Raw genomic sequence first — 20768 nt, forward strand, 5'->3', positions numbered from 1 at the left:
TGACAAAATCCGCAACGATGAAAAATACGACTACGAAATTCAAATCGATCGGCCCGACATTGCCGATTGCCCTTTCCCTTTTATGTTTCCTTTTTCCGACGGTCGCCAGTTCCCAGGTCGGGGTTGGAACGACAACACCAAAGGCCGCCTTGGAAATAGCCTCTACCGATTCGGGAATGCTCGTGCCTCGCGTCGCGTTGACGTCGACCGCAAACGCATTGCCTGTCACGAATCCACAGGGCGGCGCACTCGAAATCTCGACGTTGGTTTATAACACAGCCAATGTTGCGGGCGCGACGGGCGTTTCCCCGGGATTCTACTTTTGGAACGGAACGGCCTGGATCGGAATTTCGGCAAGCAAAGGCTGGAGTTTGACGGGCGACGCTTCCACGGTACAACCGGCAGTTCCCGCGACGTACGGCACGACACCGATCGCCACTTCCGAGAATTTCGTCGGGACGACCGACAATCTCGACTTTGTTTTCGGGACAGCGAACCTGGAACGGATGCGCATCAAAAACACAGGCCGCGTCGGAATCGGAACGAGCACACCAACCGGGCGGTTTAATGTATTTGCGCCGAACCAGACCGCGATCGTAGGAGAAACATTCAGCACAATTGTGAACGCCTCTGCTGTTTACGGCCGCAATTATCAGATTCCCGGATCAGGAATCGGCGTTTATGGATTAGGAGGAAGCATAGGCGTTGAAGGTTACGGACAAAGTTACGGAGGCACTGCGACCACAGTGGGCGTGCGCGGAATGGCGAATGGTTACGGAGGTCGACGCATAGGCGGTTATTTTTCGGGCGAAAACGGTAGTTTCAATCACGGTTTGATTGTTCCTGAATATGGTGGAAATGTCGGGTTCGGAATTTCTAGTCCCGACAGAGCGCAACTGCAAGTACAAGGAGCGATTGGAAATACGGTAGCTACGTTTAACGAGTACCAGAATTCATTCGGCATATCGCTTGTGACCGATTGGCCCGGCATTTATTTCAACAGTTATTACAACGCCGGTGTGCGGCAAATGGCTCCAACCGGCTACGCTGGATTCCTGAATTTCGATCCGACAGCGGGAAATTTCTCGTTCAACGTGAACAGTAATCCAAACACCGTGAGCGGAAATGTCGTGACGGGAACAATAGGGAACCAAATGACGATCTCGCGCAACAATGGAGCTTACATCGGCTATCCACAAAACGTTGCAGGACTTACCGTAACCAGCGGCGGACAATTTTGCGACCTGGCCTATTACGGTCCTGTCGAAGTAAATAACGGTCACGGAATTGATGCGGCGGGAACCGCGATCGGAGTTGAAGGAAAAGCACAATTTATTTCCCCGACAGCAATCGATCGCATCGGAGGTATATTCTATGTTTCAGGATACAACGGCGGACCGAATTATCAGGTTCCCGCGATGGGAGCCGTGGGCGCTTGGATAGATAATATCGCATATAAGATAATCGGATACGGAGCGGTTTCAACACTCGTCAAGGACGATCAACACAAAGATCGCATCATGGTCGCGCCTGAAGCGCCTGAGGCGTTGTTCCAGGATTACGGCGTCGGAACATTGGTTAACGGACATGCGAAAATCGACCTCGACCCTATCCTTTCCAGAAATATCCGCGTCGACAGTTCGCATCCGGTGAAAATCTTCATCCAACCTGAAGGCAAGTGCAAAGGACTTTATGTTTTCAATAAATCCGCGACGGGTTTCGAAGTCGGTGAACAGGAAGACGGCCAGTCAAACGTAACTTTTTCGTACCAAATCGTCGCCTATCGCGCAGATGAAGATCGCGGCGGCGTGATTGCCGAATATTCACAGATGCGTTTCAAACCGATGAACCGGGAATTTAAGGAAAGGAAAAACGAATGGGTAGGAAAAGAGGAAGCTACATTCTCAGGAATGAGCGAAATGCTAAAATCAACGCAATCGAAACCATCGCCTCCAGCCGAAATTTCAGAGTAATCCAAGCATTTTTCGCGCCTTTTCCAAATCTTCAATCGTATCGATCCCGATCCCCGCGTGCGACGTTTCAACCATTCTGATGCGTTTCCCGAATTCGAGATAACGCAACTGTTCGAGTTTTTCGGTCGCCTCGAGTGATTTCATCGGAAGTGCCGCGAAATCCATGATCGCCTGTTTCCGGAACGCATAAATCCCGATGTGGCGATAGTACTTCGCGCCTGCATCTTTGTCTCTCGGGAACGGAATTGGAGAACGCGAAAAATACAGCGCGAATCCGCTTTGGTCGGTGACGACTTTGACGATATTAGGGTTGTTGATGTCGTCCTCGCTGGTAATTTCAATCATGAGTGACGCCAGATCGATTTGTCGGCCCGGATCATTTTGATATAATTCAAGCACTTTTTCGAGCGGTTCCTTGTCTATGAACGGTTCGTCTCCCTGGACATTCACGACGATGTCGCAGTCGATGTCGGCCACCGCTTCGGCAATCCTGTCGCTGCCCGACTCGTGTTCCTTTATGCTCATGATCGCTTTTCCATCGTGCGAAATGATCTCGTTGTAGATCAGTTCCGAATCGGTGACCACGAACACATCGTCGAACAATTTGGTTCCGATGGCCGCTTCATATGTTCTTAAGATCACGGTTTTTCCGCCGAGATCCTGCATGAGTTTGGCGGGAAAGCGCGTTGAGGCGTAGCGGGCGGGGATGACGGCAATGGTTTTCATTTTGTGGGTACAAAGTGCAAAGTGCAATGTAAAAAGCACTCGGTCACAAATTCACGCGCAAGTTACGAGTTTGTTCGTAAATTCTAAAGCTGGTAAAGACTTACGTGAATCGGAGAAAATTTACCCTTCATAACCGCGATCCAGTACTTTGCACTCTGCGCCTTGCACTTTGCACTATTCCTCGAAATACTCATCCCCAAACCCAATCAAATACAACTTATCCTTTGCGCGCGTCACGGCCGTGTACAACCACCGCACATATTCGCGCGAGATGCCGTCGGGCAGGTACGGTTGTTCGATGAAGACCGTGTTCCATTGTCCGCCTTGGGATTTGTGGCAGGTTATCGCGTACGAGAATTTGACTTGGAGCGCGTTGAAATATTCGTTCGCCTTTACTTTTTGGAGTTTGCGATATTGGGCGCGTTCGTCCTCGTAATCCTCGAGAACGGCTTGGTACAGGCGATTCGATTCATCGTAGGTGAGCGACGGTGATTCGCTGGTTAGCGTGTCGAGAAGCAACACGGTTTCAAACGGGCGCTGGTTCGGGTAATCGATCATTCGGACTTTTACCTGCGCGAAATTGAATCCGTACAATTCCTTTATGCCGAAAATCTCGAGTACTTCGATGATGTCGCCGTTGGCAATAAACGACGCTTCATCGGTTTCCTTGAGCCAGAAATAATTGTTCTTGACGACCATCAGATAATCGCCCGTACTCAATTCGTTCTCGCGATCGAGGATGCGCATCCTGATTTGCTGGTTGTATTGGTTCGCGCGTTTGTTCGACCGCACGATGAATGCCGTGTCCTCGATACTGTAGTTGCCGTAAGCCGACAATATCGCGTCCTGGATGTCGTACCCGTCGGTCAAACGGATGATGTCCTTGAAGTGCTTCACGTCGAACTTGAAATCGGTGATGAAATCGTCGCGCAGCAATTCCCGGAGTTCGGTGGCGTTGTACAAGATTCCCGATTTCTCGGCCTGTCGCATGACTTCGTCGAACTCGATAAACGGAATCCGCATGCCGTAACTCCGCGCCAAACCGTCGATGTCGAGAGCGGGACTGACCTCGGAATTCACCGGCGGCAACTGGGCCGTGTCGCCCAAAAGCAAAATCTTGCAATTCTTACCCGTGTAAACATATTCGATCAGATCGTCAAGCAGCGAACCGTTTTCGTAGAACTTCGACTCGCTTCCTGAATCTGAAATCATCGAAGATTCGTCCACAATGAATATAGTATTCGTGTGTTTGTTGGGCATCAGCGTAAACTGCACGCCGCCGCCACTGCCCTTTTTCGGGAAATAGATCTTGCGGTGGATCGTCTGCGCCTGCTTGCCCGAATAACCTGAAATGACTTTCGCGGCGCGACCCGTCGGAGCGAGCAACACATATTTCTTATGGATTTCAGGCAGCGAATTCACGAGCGTCGAGATCACCGTCGTCTTTCCGGTTCCCGCATAACCTTTGAGTACGAACATTTCCTCGAGATTCTCGTTCGTCGCGAAATCGGCTACCATTTGGAAGAAAACATCCTGCTTCGCGGTGGGTTCGAACGGGAAATTGCGGCGGAGAAGGTTGAGGAAAGACATTTTTTTGTTGGATTAGCGGATTGGCGGATTTGCGGATTGGCGGATTGGCGGATTAGTGGATTAGCGGATTAGCGGATTAGCGGATTAGCGGATTAGCGGATTAGCGGATTAGCGGATTAGCGGATTAGCGGATTAGCGGATTAGCGCAAATTTCGGACTATTCTCGTTGGCAATCGTCATTACGGCATGCAAATTTAGAATTTTTACCACGTTGGATTTTCTTAATGCGAAATCAGAAACAGCTTTCTCATCGAAAGTCGTAAAATTCTAAAACAAAACGCTCTTTTACAGGATTGTCCTACAAATTTAATTGTCGATTTTGTAAATTATCGGCACAAAAAAAGACCGATATGAAAAAAATTCTACTCCTTGCTTTATTACTTGTCGCCAGTAAAAATCACGCCCAGGAATGTGTCGACCGTGTGGTTTGTTCCGACAATTCGGTGACCGTTTATTTGCTCGACGGCAATACGTTGACATGGGGACAAAATCAATTCGGCCAGCTCGGGAATGGAACCACAGTGGCCACAATTTCCCCGACGCCGACAGTCAATGCCGATCAATGGGCATCTGTCAGCCACGCCCGTATGCATACGATAGCATTGGATCACGACGGCAATCTTTGGTCTTGGGGCAATAATGATGTCGGGCAATTGGGCAATAATTCCACCGCTTCGTATTCGTATGTTCCGGTTAGTACGGGTTCGGGATCCGATTGGATCGAAATCTCGGGAGGCAACTTACATTCGATAGGTAAAAAGGCTGACGGAACACTCTGGGGCTGGGGCAATAACGGGGCCTACGAACTCATCATGAACGGAGAGAATTTTTATGCCAATCCGTTCCAGATCAGTCCTGATACCGATTGGAACAAAATCTACGCCGGCTATTTCAAGACGTTCGCGATCAAATATGACGGAACGCTTTGGGGCCGCGGACGAAACAATTTGGGCGACGTGGGAATCGGAAGCACCGTCTGGGTTCCTTTTTTCACCCAGATCGGAACGGCGAACAACTGGACAAAGATTTCGGCGGCGCGTTGCAATTCATCATTCGGCTTGCGTAGCGACAATACGCTTTGGGCTTGGGGAATCAACGAAAATGGCCGTTTGGGCGACGGAACGGTCATCAACAGGACCGCGCCGGTTCAAATCCCCGGACAATGGAAGGATATCGCTTCAGGCAACTTCCACACCATCGGTATAAAGACCGACGGAACGCTTTGGCAATGGGGTTCCTACGGCTGGTTCGACGGCGGAATCCCGATCCCGATCACAAACGTACCTGTGCAGGTCGGGACCGATTCCGATTGGAAAAGCGTTTCGGCCGGTTACTGTTCGTCATACGCCATCAAGGAAAACAATTCACTTTGGTCCTGGGGTTATAACGGCGGCGGTTGGCTGGGCGACGGAACGACCGTGTCCAACTACACTCCTGAAATGATAATGGGATGCACGCAAATGAGCAGTTCCGATTGGCTATCGGGCGCGCTCACGGTTTACCCGAATCCGACGCGAGACATCGTGAAATGGAATACCACCGAAACGATGTCGACATTCCGTATCGTGAACGCGTTGGGACAGACCGTCAAATCAGGCGATGCACGAAGCGGCGAACTCCATGTTTCGGATTTGACCGAAGGCATTTACGTCATCGTCTTGGAATCGTCATCAGGAAAAACTCAACAAACGAAATTCATAAAACAATAAATGTCATTTTCATTGATTGAAGGCTCCGCTCGCAAAAACCCGGGCGGAGTTTTTTTTATTAATTAAACGTCGTAATCCTAAAACGCAAGATCTCTAAACAACTAAACGATTCACCGATTAAACTAAACCCGATCAACGGAAGACACGAACTCAAATCAACGCATCAACAAATCAACAAATCAACAACTAACCGAACCACACCCGCCCAACGGAAGACACGCACTCAAATCAACAAATCAACACATCAACAAATCAACAACTAACCGAACCACACCATCCAACGGAAGACACGAACTCAAATCAACAAATCAACACATCAACAAATCAACAACTAACCGATTAAACAAAAAACAAAATCCGTAAATTCGCCCCATGCTCGTCAACCGTCCCAACATCACTGAAAAAAACTACCGAAAGCTGACCGTGCGCATCGGCCAAACCGGTTTCGCGTTCTGCACGATCGACACGCTCAATGACACCGTACTTTCCATGAAACAGGTCGCGTTTGCGGAACAGCAAGATTCAAACGCCGACCGGCAATTCGAAAACGCGTTTCTGCAACATTCGGAACTGTTGGACAAGTACGACGAGATCGCCGTGACGCATGAAAACGGATTGAATACGTTCGTGCCCAAAGCGCTTTTCGATGAGAATTTCCTGGGAAGTTACTTGCAATACGACGTCAAGGTATTTGAAAGCGATGCGTTAGCGTTCGATGAATTGCCGACCTACGAGATGAACAACGTCTACGTTCCATTCGCGACGATAAACGATTTCCTCGTGAACAAATTCGGGAATTTCGATTACCGGCATGCGACGAGCGTCCTGGTTTCGCGCCTGCTTGAAATTTCGAAGAACAACGACGAGAAACAGGTGTTCGCCCACTTTGGCGACAAGCGATTCGAACTCGTGATCGTACAGAACCAAAAATTATTGCTGTTTAATTCGTTCGAATACAAAACCAAGGAAGACTTTATATATTATCTGCTTTTCGCGGCCGAACAACTCAGTCTGAATCCCGAATTTTTCAAGCTGCAACTTTTGGGCGACGTGACCCAAGACAGCGAATTCTATCAGGTCGCATACAAATACGTGAGAAACGTGTCGCTACTCGACGTCTCGAAACTGCAATTGCGCAACGAGTTCAGCGAAGCCGACAACCGCAAACATTATATACTTTTCCAATCGTGAGGATCATTTCAGGAGAATTCAAGGGCCGACGCATTTCAGCTCCAAAAAACTTGCCGGTTCGCCCGACGACCGACATGAGCAAGGAATCGCTGTTCAACATCCTCAACAACCATTTTGAATTCGGAGGATTGCGCGTGCTCGATCTTTTCTCGGGAACGGGAAACATCAGTTATGAATTCGGATCGAGAGGCGCCGAAAATATCGTTGCCGTCGACGGCGATTTCGGGTGCGTGAAATTCATCAAGCAGACGGCTGCCGAGTTCGAGTTCCCGATCACGGCTATCAAAAGCAATGTGTTGTCGTTTTTGGAAAAAGCGTCGGGAGAATACGACATTATCTTTGCCGATCCGCCGTATGACATGGCGCAGAAGGATTTCGAGAAAGTCGTAATGTTGATCTTCGATCGCGAATTGTTGTCGAAAGACGGCATGATGATAATCGAGCATTCGAAATATACGTTGATGGACGCGTTGCCGAATTTCTCGTTCCAGAAGAATTACGGCGGATCGCGGTTTAGTTTTTTTGCGTTTGCATCAAGCGTCGACGCGACTAACTAAACTTCATCATTCATCATTCATCATTCATCATTCACCATTCATTATTCATTATTCATTAATAATTAATAATTAATAATGAATAAATTGAAACACAGATGACACGGAAAGACACGGATTTTTTCATTTAAATGACCGACTGTCATCTTGACCACGCAGGAAAAAAAATCACGTGAACTGAACCGACAACGCACAGGCGAAAATGCTAAACTTCCTTACTTTTTTATTTCCGACAACTTTTCTTCAAGCGAATATAGAAGACGAAGAATTCAATCTGTTCCTTTTTACGCTGCTGATACTCGGGATTATTTTTGTGCTGCTTTGCCTCTTGGTCGCGATCGTAGCCGTGATCTTGGCCGCGGCGATTTTGTTTGGGTTGATCGCGATGGGCGCGCTATCGGCTTCGTTGCTCGTCGGGTTGAACCGGAAATCGTTCACCTCAGGATTCAAGACGTTCGTGATCGTGTTTTCGACTTTGGCATCAGGTGCGATTGGCGCGATATCGTTTTGGATACTGAATAAGTTCGTTATGTTGGGCAACGAAACGACCGCGATTGCGAGTGGATCGATCATCGGGCTGCTCACGGGTTTACTCGCCGGAACGTTGATCTCGTTCGTGATCCAAAAGTTCACGACGTATTTGAAATCCAAACTTCCCGAGAAATACAAACATTAACCGAACCTACTTCCCTAGCCCGGATTGCAGTGGAAATCCTTTTTTGAATAAATACCGAATTTTGCCGAATTACAGAAGCGACCAACGGAAGCTAATGGAATTCCTGCAAAATGGAATTTATTGAAAAAGATTGAAACGGAAAGCCGGAATAGCTCCAAAAAACTTAAACACTTGAGCACCAAGCACTCCAGCACTAAAAAAAAGCAGGCCTGTAAGCCGGGTTCTGTCTCTCGAAACGAAAGCCTTATCATTTATCTGGATCGGACATTGCTGCACGATTCTATCTGCCTACCCTCCGACAACGAGCGAGCCGCCCTTAACTGTCGGTATACTTGGCATTTCACCGCATAGAGTTTACCTGGTTTCACTACAGCCGAACTGTACATACTTTCTGTTGCACTTGTCCTCCGTCGGCGAACCGACGTGACGGGCGTTACCCGCTATGCTGCCCTTTGGTGCCCGGACTTTCCTCCATTCCTGACGGAACAGCGATAAGGCGGCCTGCGGTGCAAAAGTACGACAATATGCGGATGATGCAATGTTTGGGGTTAAAACTGTAAGCCATTCGGGGATTAGAAGTTTTAATTTTAGAGTTTAGAGTTTAGAGTTTAGAGTTTAGAGTTTAGAGTTTAGAGTTTAGAGTTTAGAGTTTAGAGTTTAGAGTTTAGAGTTTAGAGTTTAGAATTCAGAATTCAGATTTAAGATGAATACCGACAAATCCCAAAATTTACACGGAAGACACGAATCAAATAAACAAATCAACAAATAACAAATCAACAAAAAACAACAACCATGGAACGCCAAATGTATCACTACGCCACAGTATCCAAAGCACTCGAAGAACTCGCTGCCAAAGGATTCACGACTGATTTTAACCTCGAAGAAAGCAGAATCGTCAACAATCCCGACGAATTCGAAATCGTACATATATATAGGTACGAAGGCGAAAGCGATCCCGGAGATGAAGCTACGGTATATGGAATCCGCTCCGTGAAAGGAGAAATGGGCGTTTTCGTTGCCGGAGATTTATCGATGGACGAACAAAGTGCCACGAAAGTCCTGCACGAACTGACCATCAAAGGACGTCAGCAACAACAAAACTAATGAATCGCTTACAGGCGAAACTTGAAAAAATAGGCCGCGACCCGAAGACTACAGCGAAAGCAATTGGTTTACGGTATGCGGCTTTTTCAGGAAAGGGATATTTCAGGAAAGGCGGCGGCGGCAGTTTCCACTACGTCGACGAAGATGGAAAAAAAATAAAAGGCAAAGAGGTTTTGGATCGGATCAAGAAACTCGTGATCCCGCCGGCCTGGGAAGACGTCTGGATTTCACCATACGAGAACGGGCATCTGCAGGTTACGGGAACCGACAAACGCGGACGCAAACAATACCGTTACCATCCTGATTGGAACAAGATCCGGAACCAATCGAAATTCTTCAGGCTCAGAAACTTCGCAAAAGCACTGCCAACCATCAGGAAACAGGTCGAAACGGATTTGAACCGAAAAGGCTTGCCGTACGAAAAAGTCGTGGCGCTTGTCGTGAAGCTGATCGAGATGACGAACATCAGGATCGGGAACGACGCCTACAAAAAACTGTACGGATCGTTCGGACTCACGACGCTGCGCGACAAACACGTGAAGTTTGAAAAGTCGTCGATCTCATTTGAGTTCGTCGGCAAAAAAGGCATCCAACACAAAATCCCATTGCAAAGCAGGAAGCTCGTGAACCTCGTTAAAAAATGCAAGGAGATTCCGGGACAGGAATTGTTCCAATATTATGACGACGATGGAAAGCACCACACGATCGGCTCAGCCGACATCAACAACTATCTTAAGATAATCACGGGCGAGGATTTCACCGCTAAGGATTTCAGGGCTTGGGCCGGAAGCGTGAATGCGTTGCAAGCGTTTCGCGACATCGGTGATTTCGAAACCGCGACCGAGATGAAGAAGAAAGTGGTCGAAGTGATCGATTGCGTCGCCGTAAAACTCGGGAATACGCGAACCGTCTGCAAGAAATATTACGTGCATCCGACGGTGATCGCCGCTTATGAAAACGGACAAATTTCAAAATACGACGTCAAAAAGAATATAAAGAACAACCAACTCGATGCTGAGGAAGAAGCCTTGGTAAGATTGCTTGAAGGGGAAAAGATTGCGGAGGTTTTGGGATGAGATCGTGGGAAACGCTACGCTGGAGAAACGCTCTGCTAAAGATTCGAGTGCGATAACAGGAAAATACGCCGACAGTTAAGATTATATGACTTGTCGAATATTCCCAATTTCTGTGAAACAGCCTTAACTAAACTCAACTATCTTAACTGTTTAAAAATAAAAACGAAGTTTTTTAAAAAATCAAACCGAAACTTTCCTATCTAAAGATGTACCGACTAAAAAATCTCATTTTAATATTCTTACTTATAACATTATCAAGTTGCGGTTTCGCCCAATCCGAATTCTCAATCATCGGCCGATGGAAACTAACCGAAAAACACGGGAATGACGGCGCCCGCGATTACGTAACCCAAGTCCAGGACGGCAATATTTTCATTTTCGAGAAAAATAATGTGGCGCGCGACAAAAGCGGGAACATCGGAAGCTACGAATTGGACGGCAAGAAATTGGCCATAACATTCAAGGACGGAACGCGACATTACCTGGTTTATCACGACAACGATCCCACCAAACTCTCGCTGAATCCCGTCGATGAAAATTACGGGAACATCTGCGACGAAGGCTGTGCTGACATTTACCGACGGATCTAAAATGAATTCTATGAAAAATCTGATGATCGCTTTTTTGCTGTTTGCGGTAATTGGCTGCAAGAAAAACGAACCCGAACCGATGGTCGATGAAACGCCTACCGATTCGATCCCGACAGTCGTCGAAACCCCAAAGACAAACACCGACATCATCGCGGGACAAAGCGTCGGAAATGTTTCGCTCGAAATGGATTCCCAACGTCTCGAACCGATTCTCGGAAAACCCGATCTGTCTGACTCGGCGATGGGAAAATCGTGGATGACTTGGTACAGCACGAACTCGAACGCCGATTCGGGAAAATCGGAACTCAATGTTTTCACGACGTACAAAGACGACGAGATGAAGCAAAAGGTCGTGAAATTGGTTCGCGTGACGTCGCCCGATTTTAAGATCGATTCGCTCGGATCCGGAAACTCGTTCGATGAAATCAAGGCGAAATTCCCGAATATGAAATACGTAGGCGATTACGCGTTTGAAAAGACAAAAGACTTCGTGGAGATTTACGACAGCGAAAACGATGGGATTTCATTCGAATTCCTGAACTCGACGAAAAGCTGCATCGCGATCATCATACATTCGAACGGTGAAAGCGTTTTGCTGCCGTATAGGACTTTTCGGCCGGATATGACTTTGAAGGATTGAAAGATTGAAAGATTTCAGATTGAAAGATTACAGATTTACAGATTTCAGATCCTCCGATTGGAAGACCGAGTTTCAATTTCCCCGATTCCGGAAATCTGTAAATCCGTAAATCTGTAATCTGTAAATCTGTCATCTTAAATCAAAAATGCGTCTGCCGCACCAATTTCGCCTCATCCAAATCCAAACCCAATTGTGATTTCCGAATCTCCTCGTCGGTGAAAATATTTTCGTTTCGCAACGCGATAAGTTCACGCCTTTGTACTTGGTAAATATCTTCTAGGACTTTTTTGTATTCGTGGACTTCGGCCATTTGGGTTGCATCGCACAAAATGGATTCGAGTTTCTTGGACGTCATTTCGACATCGCTTCTCAAGCTCGCCTGCAAACCCGCGACGAGCTCATTCTCCCCGATTTCACGAGCGTAATGTTTTTCGAGCCAATGCAAAGCCGCGCGTTTCATGCGCAATCGGATGCCCGCCATTTGTTCTTCTTCCATCGGGACTTTGTCGATTTCCTCGAATTTGATGAGCCTGACGATGAACGGCAATGTCAAACCCTGGAAAACCAACGTGACCAAAATTACTATAAAGGTCATGAAAATGATCAGGCTTCGGTGCGGAAATGGCTGTCCGTTTTCAAGCAGTACGGGAATCGACAACGCCGTCGCCAATGAAACCACGCCTCGCATTCCCGCCCAACTCACGCAAAGCGGTCCTTTCCAACCCGGGTTCGGTTCCTGACGGATCTTCCTGCTTAACAATCGCGGAAGATGCGTTGCGGGATATACCCAGACGAACCGCAGTAAAATAATGATGCCGCTGATCATCAAGCCGTATTTGATTCCTTCGGCTATCGAATATTCGCCGAGACCTTCGATGATATGCGGAAGCTCGAGCCCGATAAGAATGAAAACCAACGCGTTCATCCCGAAGATCATCGTCGTCCAGACACCTAGCATGTTTACGCGTGTCGTTCCCGTGGTGAAAATCTCGTGGCCGCGGTACGAAATGAACAATCCGCCGCTCACGACAGCCATTACGCCCGAAAAATCGAATTGCTCGGCAGTCAGGAACAATATATAAGGAGTCATGACCGTGAGCGTCGCGTCAATAGCGGGCGTCGTCGGTAAAAATTTATGGATCGCATACATGATATGCCCGATGACCAAACCCACGACGATTCCCATTCCCGCGACGAGATAGAATTGCCCGACGGCGACCTTGAATGAGAAAACGCCCGTCATCGCGGCCGCCAATGCGAATCGGAATACGATAAGCGACGAGGCGTCGTTCACCAGGCTTTCGCCTTCGAGGATCGTGAGCAATCGCCTCGGAACGGGCAAACCTTTCAAGACCGTTGCTGCGGCGACCGCGTCGGGTGGAGAAATGATCCCGCCGAGCAAAAAGCCGAGCGCCAACGTGAATCCCGGAATGAACGATTGGGCGAAATACGCGACCACGAACGACGTGAAGAAGACCAACCGAACGCGAGCAAACCTATCGCGCGCCTCCATTTCCAGAAATCGCGCCACGACGTATACCGGGCCGCTTCATATAACAAAGGCGGGAGGAAAATCAAAAAGATCAAATCAGGATCGAGCCCGATTTTTGGAATTCCCGGAATAAAGCTGATACCGAGTCCCGAAAGCACCAGGAAAATCGGATACGCGACATTTACTTTTTTGGCGAGCATGACCAAAAGCAAAACGACGAAAAGCAATCCGAGAACGAGCAAAAGTGTGTAATGCATGGCAATGATGTTGTGTTTTCAAAAATACATTTTTTTATGTTTGGGGTATGGGGTTTCAAGTTGGGATCTACGCAACTCGAAACCCAAAACCCTAAACTTTTTAACTTCAAACAATTAACCATCGAGCCGTTTTCATTGTTAATTACTAATTGTCAATTATCAATTGTCAATTGTCAATTACCCTTATATTTGTGCTTTCCCTGAAAAACCAAATGGAACAATTCGTAGTATCAGCCCGCAAGTACCGCCCGCAGACCTTCAAGGATGTCGTGGGCCAGCAGGCTATTACGAACACGTTGCTCAACGCCATCGAAACCAATCACCTGGCTCAGGCGTTGTTGTTCACGGGTCCGCGTGGCGTTGGGAAAACCACTTGTGCAAGGATTTTGGCGCGCAAGATCAACCAACCGGGTTATGATGATCCGAATGAGGATTTCGCGTTCAATGTATTCGAATTGGATGCCGCGTCGAACAACTCGGTAGACGATATCCGAAGCCTGATCGACCAGGTCCGGATCCCGCCGCAAACCGGACAATACAAAGTCTACATCATCGATGAGGTCCACATGTTGTCTCAGGCTGCTTTCAACGCTTTCCTCAAAACACTCGAGGAACCGCCCAAACACGCGATCTTCATCTTGGCGACGACCGAAAAGCACAAGATCATCCCGACGATTTTATCGCGTTGCCAGATTTTCGATTTCAAAAGAATTACGGTCAAGGACGCAAAAGAACATTTGGCCGAAGTCGCGAAAAGCCAAGGCATAACCGCCGAGGACGACGCCTTGCACATCATCGCCCAAAAAGCCGACGGTGCGATGCGCGATGCGTTATCGATTTTCGACCGCGTCGTTTCATACTGCGGCACGAACTTGACACGCCAGGCCGTAACCGAAAACCTGAACGTACTCGATTACGAAACCTATATTTCAGTAACCGATTTGATCCTCGAGAACAAGATCCCCGATCTGCTCGTCGCCTACAACGATATTCTGGCGAAAGGTTTCGACGGACATCATTTCATATCGGGATTGGCATCGCACTTCCGCGACTTGTTAGTCTGCCAAACGCCTGCGACTTTGAAACTGCTTGAAAAAGGCGAAACAGCCCAACAATTGTATTCGAGCCAGTCGTTGCGCGCGAGCCGTGATTTCCTGCTCAAAGGAATCGAGATCGCGAACGACGCCGACATGAAATTCAAAGCCAGCCAAAACCAACGTCTGCTCGTTGAACTCACGCTTATGCAGTTGGCCTCCATCACATTCGATGGAGAAAAAAAAAAGTTGACGGATTTATAATTCCTCCGAATTACTTCTACGGCCGCGTGATGGAAATATCAGTGAGCGCGCCCGAAATCGTAACGCCTCCCGAACCCAAAGCCGAACCTGAAAAACAGATCGTAGTCCGGGAAACCGTGGCGACGACGATTGAAACGCGCGTTTCGGTCGATCAAGACAACCAGATACATTCGGTCGAAAAAACGTCGGTCGCACAGAATATCGCGCCAGTTTCAGCACTGTCGTTGTCGAGCATCCGCGCCAAGAAAGTACTTGAGCAAAATCGGAAAGCCAATACGTCCGAAACCGTCCACTTGCCTACCGAGGCGTTTACCGAAAACGACATGTTGCTGCAATGGAATAAATTTGCGCAACGTTTGTCGGACAAAGGCCAAAAGATCATGGAATCGCTGTTGCTTATCAACGACCCGAAGCTCGAAGGCACGACGATCATACACGAACTTCCCAACGAAGGATCGAAAATCGACTTCGAAAGCGGCAAGCACGACCTCGTGGGTTATTTGCGCGGAAAACTGCACAACCACGATATCGAGATCAAGATTATCGTGAACGAATCGATGGAAAGCAAAAAGGCGTTCACGCCTCAGGATCGCTACAATCGACTCAACCAGATCAACCCAAATCTGGATACGTTGAGACGCACGTTCGATTTGGATTTCTGACACATCATTAGTTTTCCATTAACAAAACGAACACTATTATTTGACTATATTAGTCGCAACTTTTCAATACCTAACAGTTCCAATTCATGCAACAGCAGATTGCTAGTAGAAATAACGTAAAAATATTTGGGGCTGGTCAGCAGACGATCATTTTTGCTCATGGTTTTGGTTGCGACCAGAACATGTGGCGATTCGTGGTTCCTGCGTTTGTTGACGATTACAGGATTGTTTTGTTCGATTATGTAGGTTGCGGCAAATCCGATTTGACGGCGTACAACCACGAACGTTACGTTTCACTTGACGGTTATGCGCAAGACGTTATCGATATCTGCAAGGAATTGGATTTGCAGGATGCGATCTTCGTCGGACATTCCGTGAGTTGCATGATTGGCGTTCTCGCGGCTATCAGGCATCCCGAGTTTTTCAGTTCGTTGGTCTTCATCGGTCCGTCGCCGTGCTACATAAACGATTCAAATTACAAAGGTGGTTTCGAGAAGAAAGACCTCGAGGATTTGCTCAACGTAATGGAAAGCAATTACATCGGATGGGCGAATTTCCTCGCGCCCGTCGTCATGAAAAACGAAGACAGGCCCGAGCTTATGCAAGAGCTCGAAGAGAGTTTCTGTTCGACCGACCCGATCATCACAAAGCGTTTTGCACAGGCGACGTTTTTCTCGGACAACCGAAGCGACCTCTCCAAAATCAAGCTTCCCGTTTTGGTCATGCAATGCTCCGACGATGCGATAGCGCCTGATTTCGTTGGTGAATTTACGGCCCAAAAAATTCACGGAAGCGAAATCGTAAAAATGCAGGCCACGGGACATTGTCCGCATTTGAGCCATCCCGACGAAACCATTGCGATCATCAAGAACTTTTTAGCCAAGACGTATCTCACAGCATAGTCAAAATAGCCAGGATTGGCAGGCGATCTACAATGCGACGCCTTGTTACTTTTTTTCGTTCCGCGATGACGGCACGATCACGCGCGTCAACGAGACATTTTTGAACGACCTCGGTTACGAACACGAGGAAGTCGTCGGCCAAATGAAACTCGAGGAATTGCTCACGGTCGGAAGCAGGATCTTCTTCCAGACGCATTTTTATCCGTTGATCAAGATGCAGAAAAAGGCGAACGAAATTTTCCTGGCGTTCCTCACCAAACAAAAATCCGATATTCCGGTATTGCTCAATGTAGTGGTTGCCGATGTCGAAGACACATTCGAAATCCACTGCGGCGGCATGCAGATTTCGAGGCGCAACCAATTCGAAAAGGAATTGCTCGAGGCGAAAAACATCGCACAAAAAGCATTGCACGAAAACGCCGAACTGATTGCCGCGAAAAACGAACTGCAGATCGCCGAACGAAAACTCGAATTCCAAATCCAAAAACTTTCCGATAAGAACGTCGATGAAGTCGAACTCAACAAAGTCCTGTCGCACGACCTTCAGGAACCGTTGCGCAAGATTAATTTGTTCAGCAGCAAATTACTCCTCGAACAAGACCCGGACATAAAACCCGAATCGCTCGAAGCATTGCGCAAGATTACGATTTTCGTGGACCGCGTGCGTCAATTGCTCGACAGCTTGAAGAAATTCAATTCGCTCAACGAAAGCCAGATCACGTATGCGATCATCGATTTCAAGGACATAATCGAAACGGCGAAGAAGAATATTTTGGCCGTTGGCGACGAAATCGCATTCGTGGACAACATGTCGATTTCGAAAATTGATCACGAATTCAAATCTGATTTCAAATTCCTAGTAAGCCTATTCGAAGAACTCATCAAGAATGCGAAACGATTTGACAATCAAGGAAATCGCGAGCTTAAGATAAATGCTACGGTCGATGTGATAAAGAACGACGTCTTCGCGAAAAACAAGGATAGGTTCCGATACGAAGATTGCGTACGCATCGTTTTCGAGGACAATTTCTCAAATTACCGTTCCGCGGCGACACCGTTCCAGCTGTTCAGCATGTCGAATCTCGTTGCTGACGAATTGGGAATCGGGCTCACCTATTGCCGAAGAATCGTGCAGATGCTCGGTGGCGATATCGCTTTCTCGTCAAAGGAAAACATCGGGACTGTCTTTACGATCATATTTCCGTTCACGCACGCGATCGATCAGGAAGCGTAATTATCACCGTTATCATTCCCAGGGTATTTTGTAGATCGCGTCATACGAATCGACCTCGATCACTTCAAATCCGATCTTTTCAAAGAATATTTTCTTGCCTTCATAACGATTGTCGGCTCCTGACTTTGGTCTGATCGTGACGTACCAACCTTTCTTTTTCCGCTCAGGGAATTGCTTGAAGTATTTGGCGCGCTCGATCAGAAGCCATCGTAAAAATACCTCGTTTTCTTCGAGCCCGAGCCCGAAAATACAAAGCGATTTGTGGAAGACGATGTCGAGCCACGTCGTTTTTCCGGGCCAAACCTTCTGGTCTGAAAATAATTTCTGCACAAGCGGCCGCGCTCTCTGGGCCGAACCCATGTAGTGCGACAATCCCAAACGGATGCTGCGCGGATATTCGATCACGCCGTTTACGAACCAAATCCCGAAACCATCGGTCGGACGCTGCAATTGGGAATTTCCGAAATACGTCGTCCATGGATAAAAATCGGTAAAGGATTTTGGAGTCGTCCTGAATTTTTCGAGACCGATGGATTTCGGCATCACCAAATCAAAATTCGTCGTCAACACGGGAATGTTCAAATCGCGCGCCTTTGAAAGTATGATTTCATGATGAGGCTGCGCTTTCCAATCGGCCATCGATTTGCTGACTTCCTTTTGGATCGTCGGATTTGGGGAAACGCCGACGTTGGCCTCGATGTCAAGCAGATCGTAGAATTCGGTCGACGAAATCCCGTCGGGCCTGATCTTTATCTGAGAATCCGAGAATTTCGCCCAGAGTTCGAGCAACAGATTGTCCCACGAGATCGCGTCGGGATTATTCGGATAACGGTTGATGCCGTTGCCGATGACGAGCGCGCTGTCGGCAAAAGAATCGTCGACGAGTTTTTTGAGCGACGTCATCAGTAGTTTTATTTCGTCGTCTTGAGAAAATCGATCAGTCCGTCCATGTACGTTTTCTGGTCGTCGTACAGACTCATGTGGCTGCCGTTTTCGCAATACAAATATGTGCCTTTGGGGAGTTTCTTGGCCATGGATTCCATGTATTTCGGATCCATCGTGTCGTATTTCGCGCCGACGACGAGCGTTGGGATCGCGATATTTTTAAGGTCGTTGCTGCGATCCCAATTCGTGAGTTTACCTGAAATCCCGAATTCGCTCGGTCCTTGCATCGTCACGTAAAGCGATTCGTTCATGCGCGATGAGGCGCGATTTACAGGTTCGGGCCAATCGGCTGCGGGCAATCTCAAGATGTGTTTTTCGTAAAAATTCGGAATCAGCAATCCCATGTATTTTGGATTTTTGAAATCCTTTTCGGCTTCGATCATGCGAAGTTCTTTCAACACTTCCGGATCCATCTGCGCCGCGAGCACTTCCGAATATTTGCCGTATGCGGGCGCGCTGTCCATCATGTTCGAAATGATCAAACCCTTTAAATTGTCCTGGTATTTGAGCGCATATTCCATCGCGAGTATGCCGCCCCAGGAATGTCCGAGCACGTAAAAATTATCTTTGTCCAGATTCAGCGCCTTTCGTACTTGCTCGACTTCCTCGACGTAACGCGGCAAATCCCAAAACGCCGTGTCTTTTGGATTGTCTGAAAATCCGGTGCCAAGTTGGTCGTAATAGATGAATTCGATTCCTTCAGCCGGCAAAAAACTCTCCATGCATTCGAAATACTCGTGCGACAAACCCGGGCCGCCGCTCAACAGAAGCAGTTTGATTTTCGGGTTGTTTCCGATGCGTTTCGTCCAGACGTTGAAGTTGCCGTTCGGCGTTGAGATCGGGATGATTTTGACGCCTCCGTTTTGAATGCCGCCAGACGTCGATGCGAAATAGTCGGATTTTGGTTCGTCGGTTTTGGGCTTTTCACTGCAACTTATGAGTACTGTCGCAGCCGAAAAAAACAGCACGGAAATCTTGAAACGCAAAGTGTTCATGGTTCGGAAATTTAGATTTTACCGAAATATAACGCTTTTATGATTCCGTCCGACAATCCGATTTTCGGCACGTAAATATTGCGCGCGCCGCTCCATTTCATGGCGTTGAGGTAAATCTGTAACGCGGGAATGATAACGTCGGCACGGTCGGCGTTGAGGCCGAGGTCTGAGATTCGTTGTTCGTACGACATCGCGCTCATCGTCGCATATTGGGCGTTGAGATACATATACGACAGCGGTTTCTCCTGCAATTTGCCTGAAAGTTTGAAGATTTTGTTGATGTTTCCGCCCGATCCGATCATGCTGATATTTTCGAAACCTTGCGTATTTTCCTTGATCCAGGTTTCGATCTCGCCCCAAGTCGTGTCGCTCACCAGGTTGTTGATGAAACGAACCGTCCCGACCTTGAATGAGCGGGAGGCGACGATCTTGCCGTTTGAGAACAGCGAGAATTCGGTGCTTCCTCCGCCGACGTCCACATATAAATAGGTGCTCTCGGTCTTGAGTAAAAAATGCAGATCGGTCGTGGCGATGATGGCCGCTTCCTTCTTGCCGTCGATGATTTCGATTTCGATGTCGGCTTCGTTTTTAATGCGTTCGACCACCGCGTTCCCGTTTGTCGCCTCGCGCATGGCCGACGTCGCGCACGCCATGTATTTTTCGACCTTGTGCACTTTCATCAACAGCTTGTACGCTTTCATCGCGTCGATCATGCGCAGGATGTTTTCCTCAGAGATTTCGCCTTTCGTGAATACGTCCTGACCCAATCGGATCGGCACGCGAACGAGCGAGCTTTTTGAAAATTGGGTTTCTTTACCTTGTTCTTCGACAATGTTGGCAACGAGCAGTCGCATGGCGTTGGAGCCGATGTCGATTGCTGCGTATTTGCGGATGTTGATCAATTTGTTGTTGTTGTTTTGTTGTTTAATCGTTGAATCGTTTATTCGTTTATTTGAATTAGTGTCTTCCGTTGGGCGATTTTTTGTTGATTTGTTGATGCGTTGATTTGTTGATTTGAGTCGGTGTCTTCCGTTGGATGATTTGTTGTTGATTTGTTTATGCGTTGATTTGTTTATTTGAATCGGTGTCTTCCGTCGGGCGATATTTTGTTGATTTGTTGATGTGTTGATGCGTTTATTTGAATCGGTGTCTTC

20 protein-coding genes and 1 other RNA gene are annotated in these 20768 nt (G+C 47.8%); 13 read left to right on the forward strand and 8 right to left on the reverse strand.

What is annotated here, in order from left to right:
* Positions 1 to 17 precede the first annotated feature (17 nt).
* Positions 18 to 1973, forward strand: a complete 1956-nt coding sequence (locus EOO50_RS11025; protein ID WP_290840065.1) for a hypothetical protein — start codon at positions 18 to 20, stop codon at positions 1971 to 1973.
* Here EOO50_RS11025 and kdsB read toward each other — a convergent pair.
* Positions 1965 to 2699 carry a 3-deoxy-manno-octulosonate cytidylyltransferase gene (gene kdsB / locus EOO50_RS11030; RefSeq protein ID WP_290840067.1) on the reverse strand — a complete coding sequence of 245 codons (735 nt, stop codon included), beginning with the start codon at positions 2697 to 2699 and terminating at the stop codon, positions 1965 to 1967. The genes EOO50_RS11025 and kdsB overlap by 9 nt on opposite strands.
* A gap of 174 nt (positions 2700 to 2873) precedes the next feature.
* Entirely contained in the window at positions 2874 to 4289 is a 1416-nt protein-coding gene (locus tag EOO50_RS11035) for an ATP-binding domain-containing protein (protein ID WP_290840069.1), read from the reverse strand.
* A gap of 350 nt (positions 4290 to 4639) precedes the next feature.
* Between EOO50_RS11035 and EOO50_RS11040 the strand changes: the two genes are divergently transcribed.
* The 4 genes from EOO50_RS11040 (at position 4640) to EOO50_RS11055 (ending at position 8419) form a co-directional block, all read left to right on the forward strand.
* On the forward strand, positions 4640 to 5998 hold the full coding sequence (locus EOO50_RS11040; RefSeq protein WP_290840070.1) for a T9SS type A sorting domain-containing protein: 1359 nt from the start codon (positions 4640 to 4642) through the stop codon (positions 5996 to 5998).
* A 372-nt stretch (positions 5999 to 6370) separates the two neighbouring features.
* Positions 6371 to 7189 carry a DUF3822 family protein gene (locus EOO50_RS11045; protein ID WP_290840071.1) on the forward strand — a complete coding sequence of 273 codons (819 nt, stop codon included), beginning with the start codon at positions 6371 to 6373 and terminating at the stop codon, positions 7187 to 7189.
* Entirely contained in the window at positions 7186 to 7746 is a 561-nt protein-coding gene (locus tag EOO50_RS11050; RefSeq protein WP_290840072.1) for an RsmD family RNA methyltransferase, read from the forward strand. The genes EOO50_RS11045 and EOO50_RS11050 overlap by 4 nt, the downstream gene beginning before the upstream one ends.
* Positions 7747 to 7945: 199 nt before the next feature.
* Positions 7946 to 8419 carry a hypothetical protein gene (locus EOO50_RS11055; protein ID WP_290840073.1) on the forward strand — a complete coding sequence of 158 codons (474 nt, stop codon included), beginning with the start codon at positions 7946 to 7948 and terminating at the stop codon, positions 8417 to 8419.
* 196 nt (positions 8420 to 8615) lie between these two features.
* On the opposite strand, the gene rnpB is transcribed toward EOO50_RS11055, so the two are convergent.
* Positions 8616 to 8927, reverse strand: an RNA gene (rnpB, locus tag EOO50_RS11060) — RNase P RNA component class A.
* A gap of 284 nt (positions 8928 to 9211) precedes the next feature.
* Between rnpB and EOO50_RS11065 the strand changes: the two genes are divergently transcribed.
* The 4 genes from EOO50_RS11065 (at position 9212) to EOO50_RS11080 (ending at position 11829) form a co-directional block, all read left to right on the forward strand.
* Positions 9212 to 9523, forward strand: coding sequence for a hypothetical protein (locus EOO50_RS11065; protein WP_290840075.1), 312 nt, complete (start codon positions 9212 to 9214; stop codon positions 9521 to 9523).
* The gene (locus EOO50_RS11070; RefSeq protein WP_290840077.1) at positions 9523 to 10599 is read left to right on the forward strand and encodes a DNA topoisomerase IB; all 1077 of its coding nucleotides are present in this window, start codon (positions 9523 to 9525) and stop codon (positions 10597 to 10599) included. Before EOO50_RS11065 ends, EOO50_RS11070 begins: the two co-directional genes overlap by 1 nt.
* Positions 10600 to 10805: 206 nt before the next feature.
* Positions 10806 to 11189 carry a hypothetical protein gene (locus tag EOO50_RS11075; RefSeq protein ID WP_290840079.1) on the forward strand — a complete coding sequence of 128 codons (384 nt, stop codon included), beginning with the start codon at positions 10806 to 10808 and terminating at the stop codon, positions 11187 to 11189.
* 10 nt (positions 11190 to 11199) lie between these two features.
* Positions 11200 to 11829, forward strand: a complete 630-nt coding sequence (locus EOO50_RS11080; RefSeq protein ID WP_290840081.1) for a hypothetical protein — start codon at positions 11200 to 11202, stop codon at positions 11827 to 11829.
* A gap of 139 nt (positions 11830 to 11968) precedes the next feature.
* Here the strand turns inward: EOO50_RS11080 and EOO50_RS11085 are convergent, their stop codons facing one another.
* Together EOO50_RS11085 and EOO50_RS11090 are read right to left on the reverse strand one after the other, a co-directional pair.
* The gene (locus EOO50_RS11085; protein WP_290840096.1) at positions 11969 to 13288 is read right to left on the reverse strand and encodes a Na+/H+ antiporter; all 1320 of its coding nucleotides are present in this window, start codon (positions 13286 to 13288) and stop codon (positions 11969 to 11971) included.
* Positions 13177 to 13578 (reverse strand): cation:proton antiporter, encoded by a 402-nt coding sequence (locus tag EOO50_RS11090; protein WP_290840083.1) that lies wholly within the window; start codon positions 13576 to 13578, stop codon positions 13177 to 13179. Before EOO50_RS11090 ends, EOO50_RS11085 begins: the two co-directional genes overlap by 112 nt.
* A 212-nt stretch (positions 13579 to 13790) precedes the next feature.
* Between EOO50_RS11090 and dnaX the strand changes: the two genes are divergently transcribed.
* From dnaX to EOO50_RS11110, 4 genes are all read left to right on the forward strand, one after another.
* A complete protein-coding gene (dnaX, locus tag EOO50_RS11095) occupies positions 13791 to 14876 on the forward strand; it encodes a DNA polymerase III subunit gamma/tau (RefSeq protein WP_290840084.1) in 1086 nt (361 codons plus the stop codon).
* Positions 14877 to 14905: 29 nt separating this feature from the next.
* Positions 14906 to 15538 (forward strand): DNA polymerase III subunit gamma/tau, encoded by a 633-nt coding sequence (locus EOO50_RS11100; RefSeq protein WP_290840086.1) that lies wholly within the window; start codon positions 14906 to 14908, stop codon positions 15536 to 15538.
* 86 nt (positions 15539 to 15624) lie between these two features.
* Entirely contained in the window at positions 15625 to 16440 is an 816-nt protein-coding gene (locus EOO50_RS11105; protein ID WP_290840088.1) for an alpha/beta hydrolase, read from the forward strand.
* Positions 16427 to 17674, forward strand: a complete 1248-nt coding sequence (locus EOO50_RS11110; RefSeq protein WP_290840098.1) for an ATP-binding protein — start codon at positions 16427 to 16429, stop codon at positions 17672 to 17674. The genes EOO50_RS11105 and EOO50_RS11110 overlap by 14 nt, the downstream gene beginning before the upstream one ends.
* A gap of 12 nt (positions 17675 to 17686) precedes the next feature.
* Here EOO50_RS11110 and EOO50_RS11115 read toward each other — a convergent pair whose 3' ends face one another.
* The 3 genes from EOO50_RS11115 to EOO50_RS11125 are packed head-to-tail and all read right to left on the reverse strand — an operon-like array spanning position 17687 to position 20516.
* On the reverse strand, positions 17687 to 18577 hold the full coding sequence (locus EOO50_RS11115; RefSeq protein WP_290840090.1) for a hypothetical protein: 891 nt from the start codon (positions 18575 to 18577) through the stop codon (positions 17687 to 17689).
* 8 nt (positions 18578 to 18585) lie between these two features.
* Positions 18586 to 19614, reverse strand: coding sequence for a proline iminopeptidase-family hydrolase (locus EOO50_RS11120; RefSeq protein WP_290840092.1), 1029 nt, complete (start codon positions 19612 to 19614; stop codon positions 18586 to 18588).
* A gap of 11 nt (positions 19615 to 19625) precedes the next feature.
* Positions 19626 to 20516: a rod shape-determining protein gene (locus EOO50_RS11125; RefSeq protein WP_290840094.1), complete on the reverse strand. Its 891-nt coding sequence runs from the start codon at positions 20514 to 20516 to the stop codon at positions 19626 to 19628.
* Positions 20517 to 20768: the final 252 nt, after the last annotated feature.

The organism is Flavobacterium sp., from assembly GCF_004211145.1.
Classification (GTDB): Bacteria; Bacteroidota; Bacteroidia; order Flavobacteriales; family Flavobacteriaceae; genus Flavobacterium.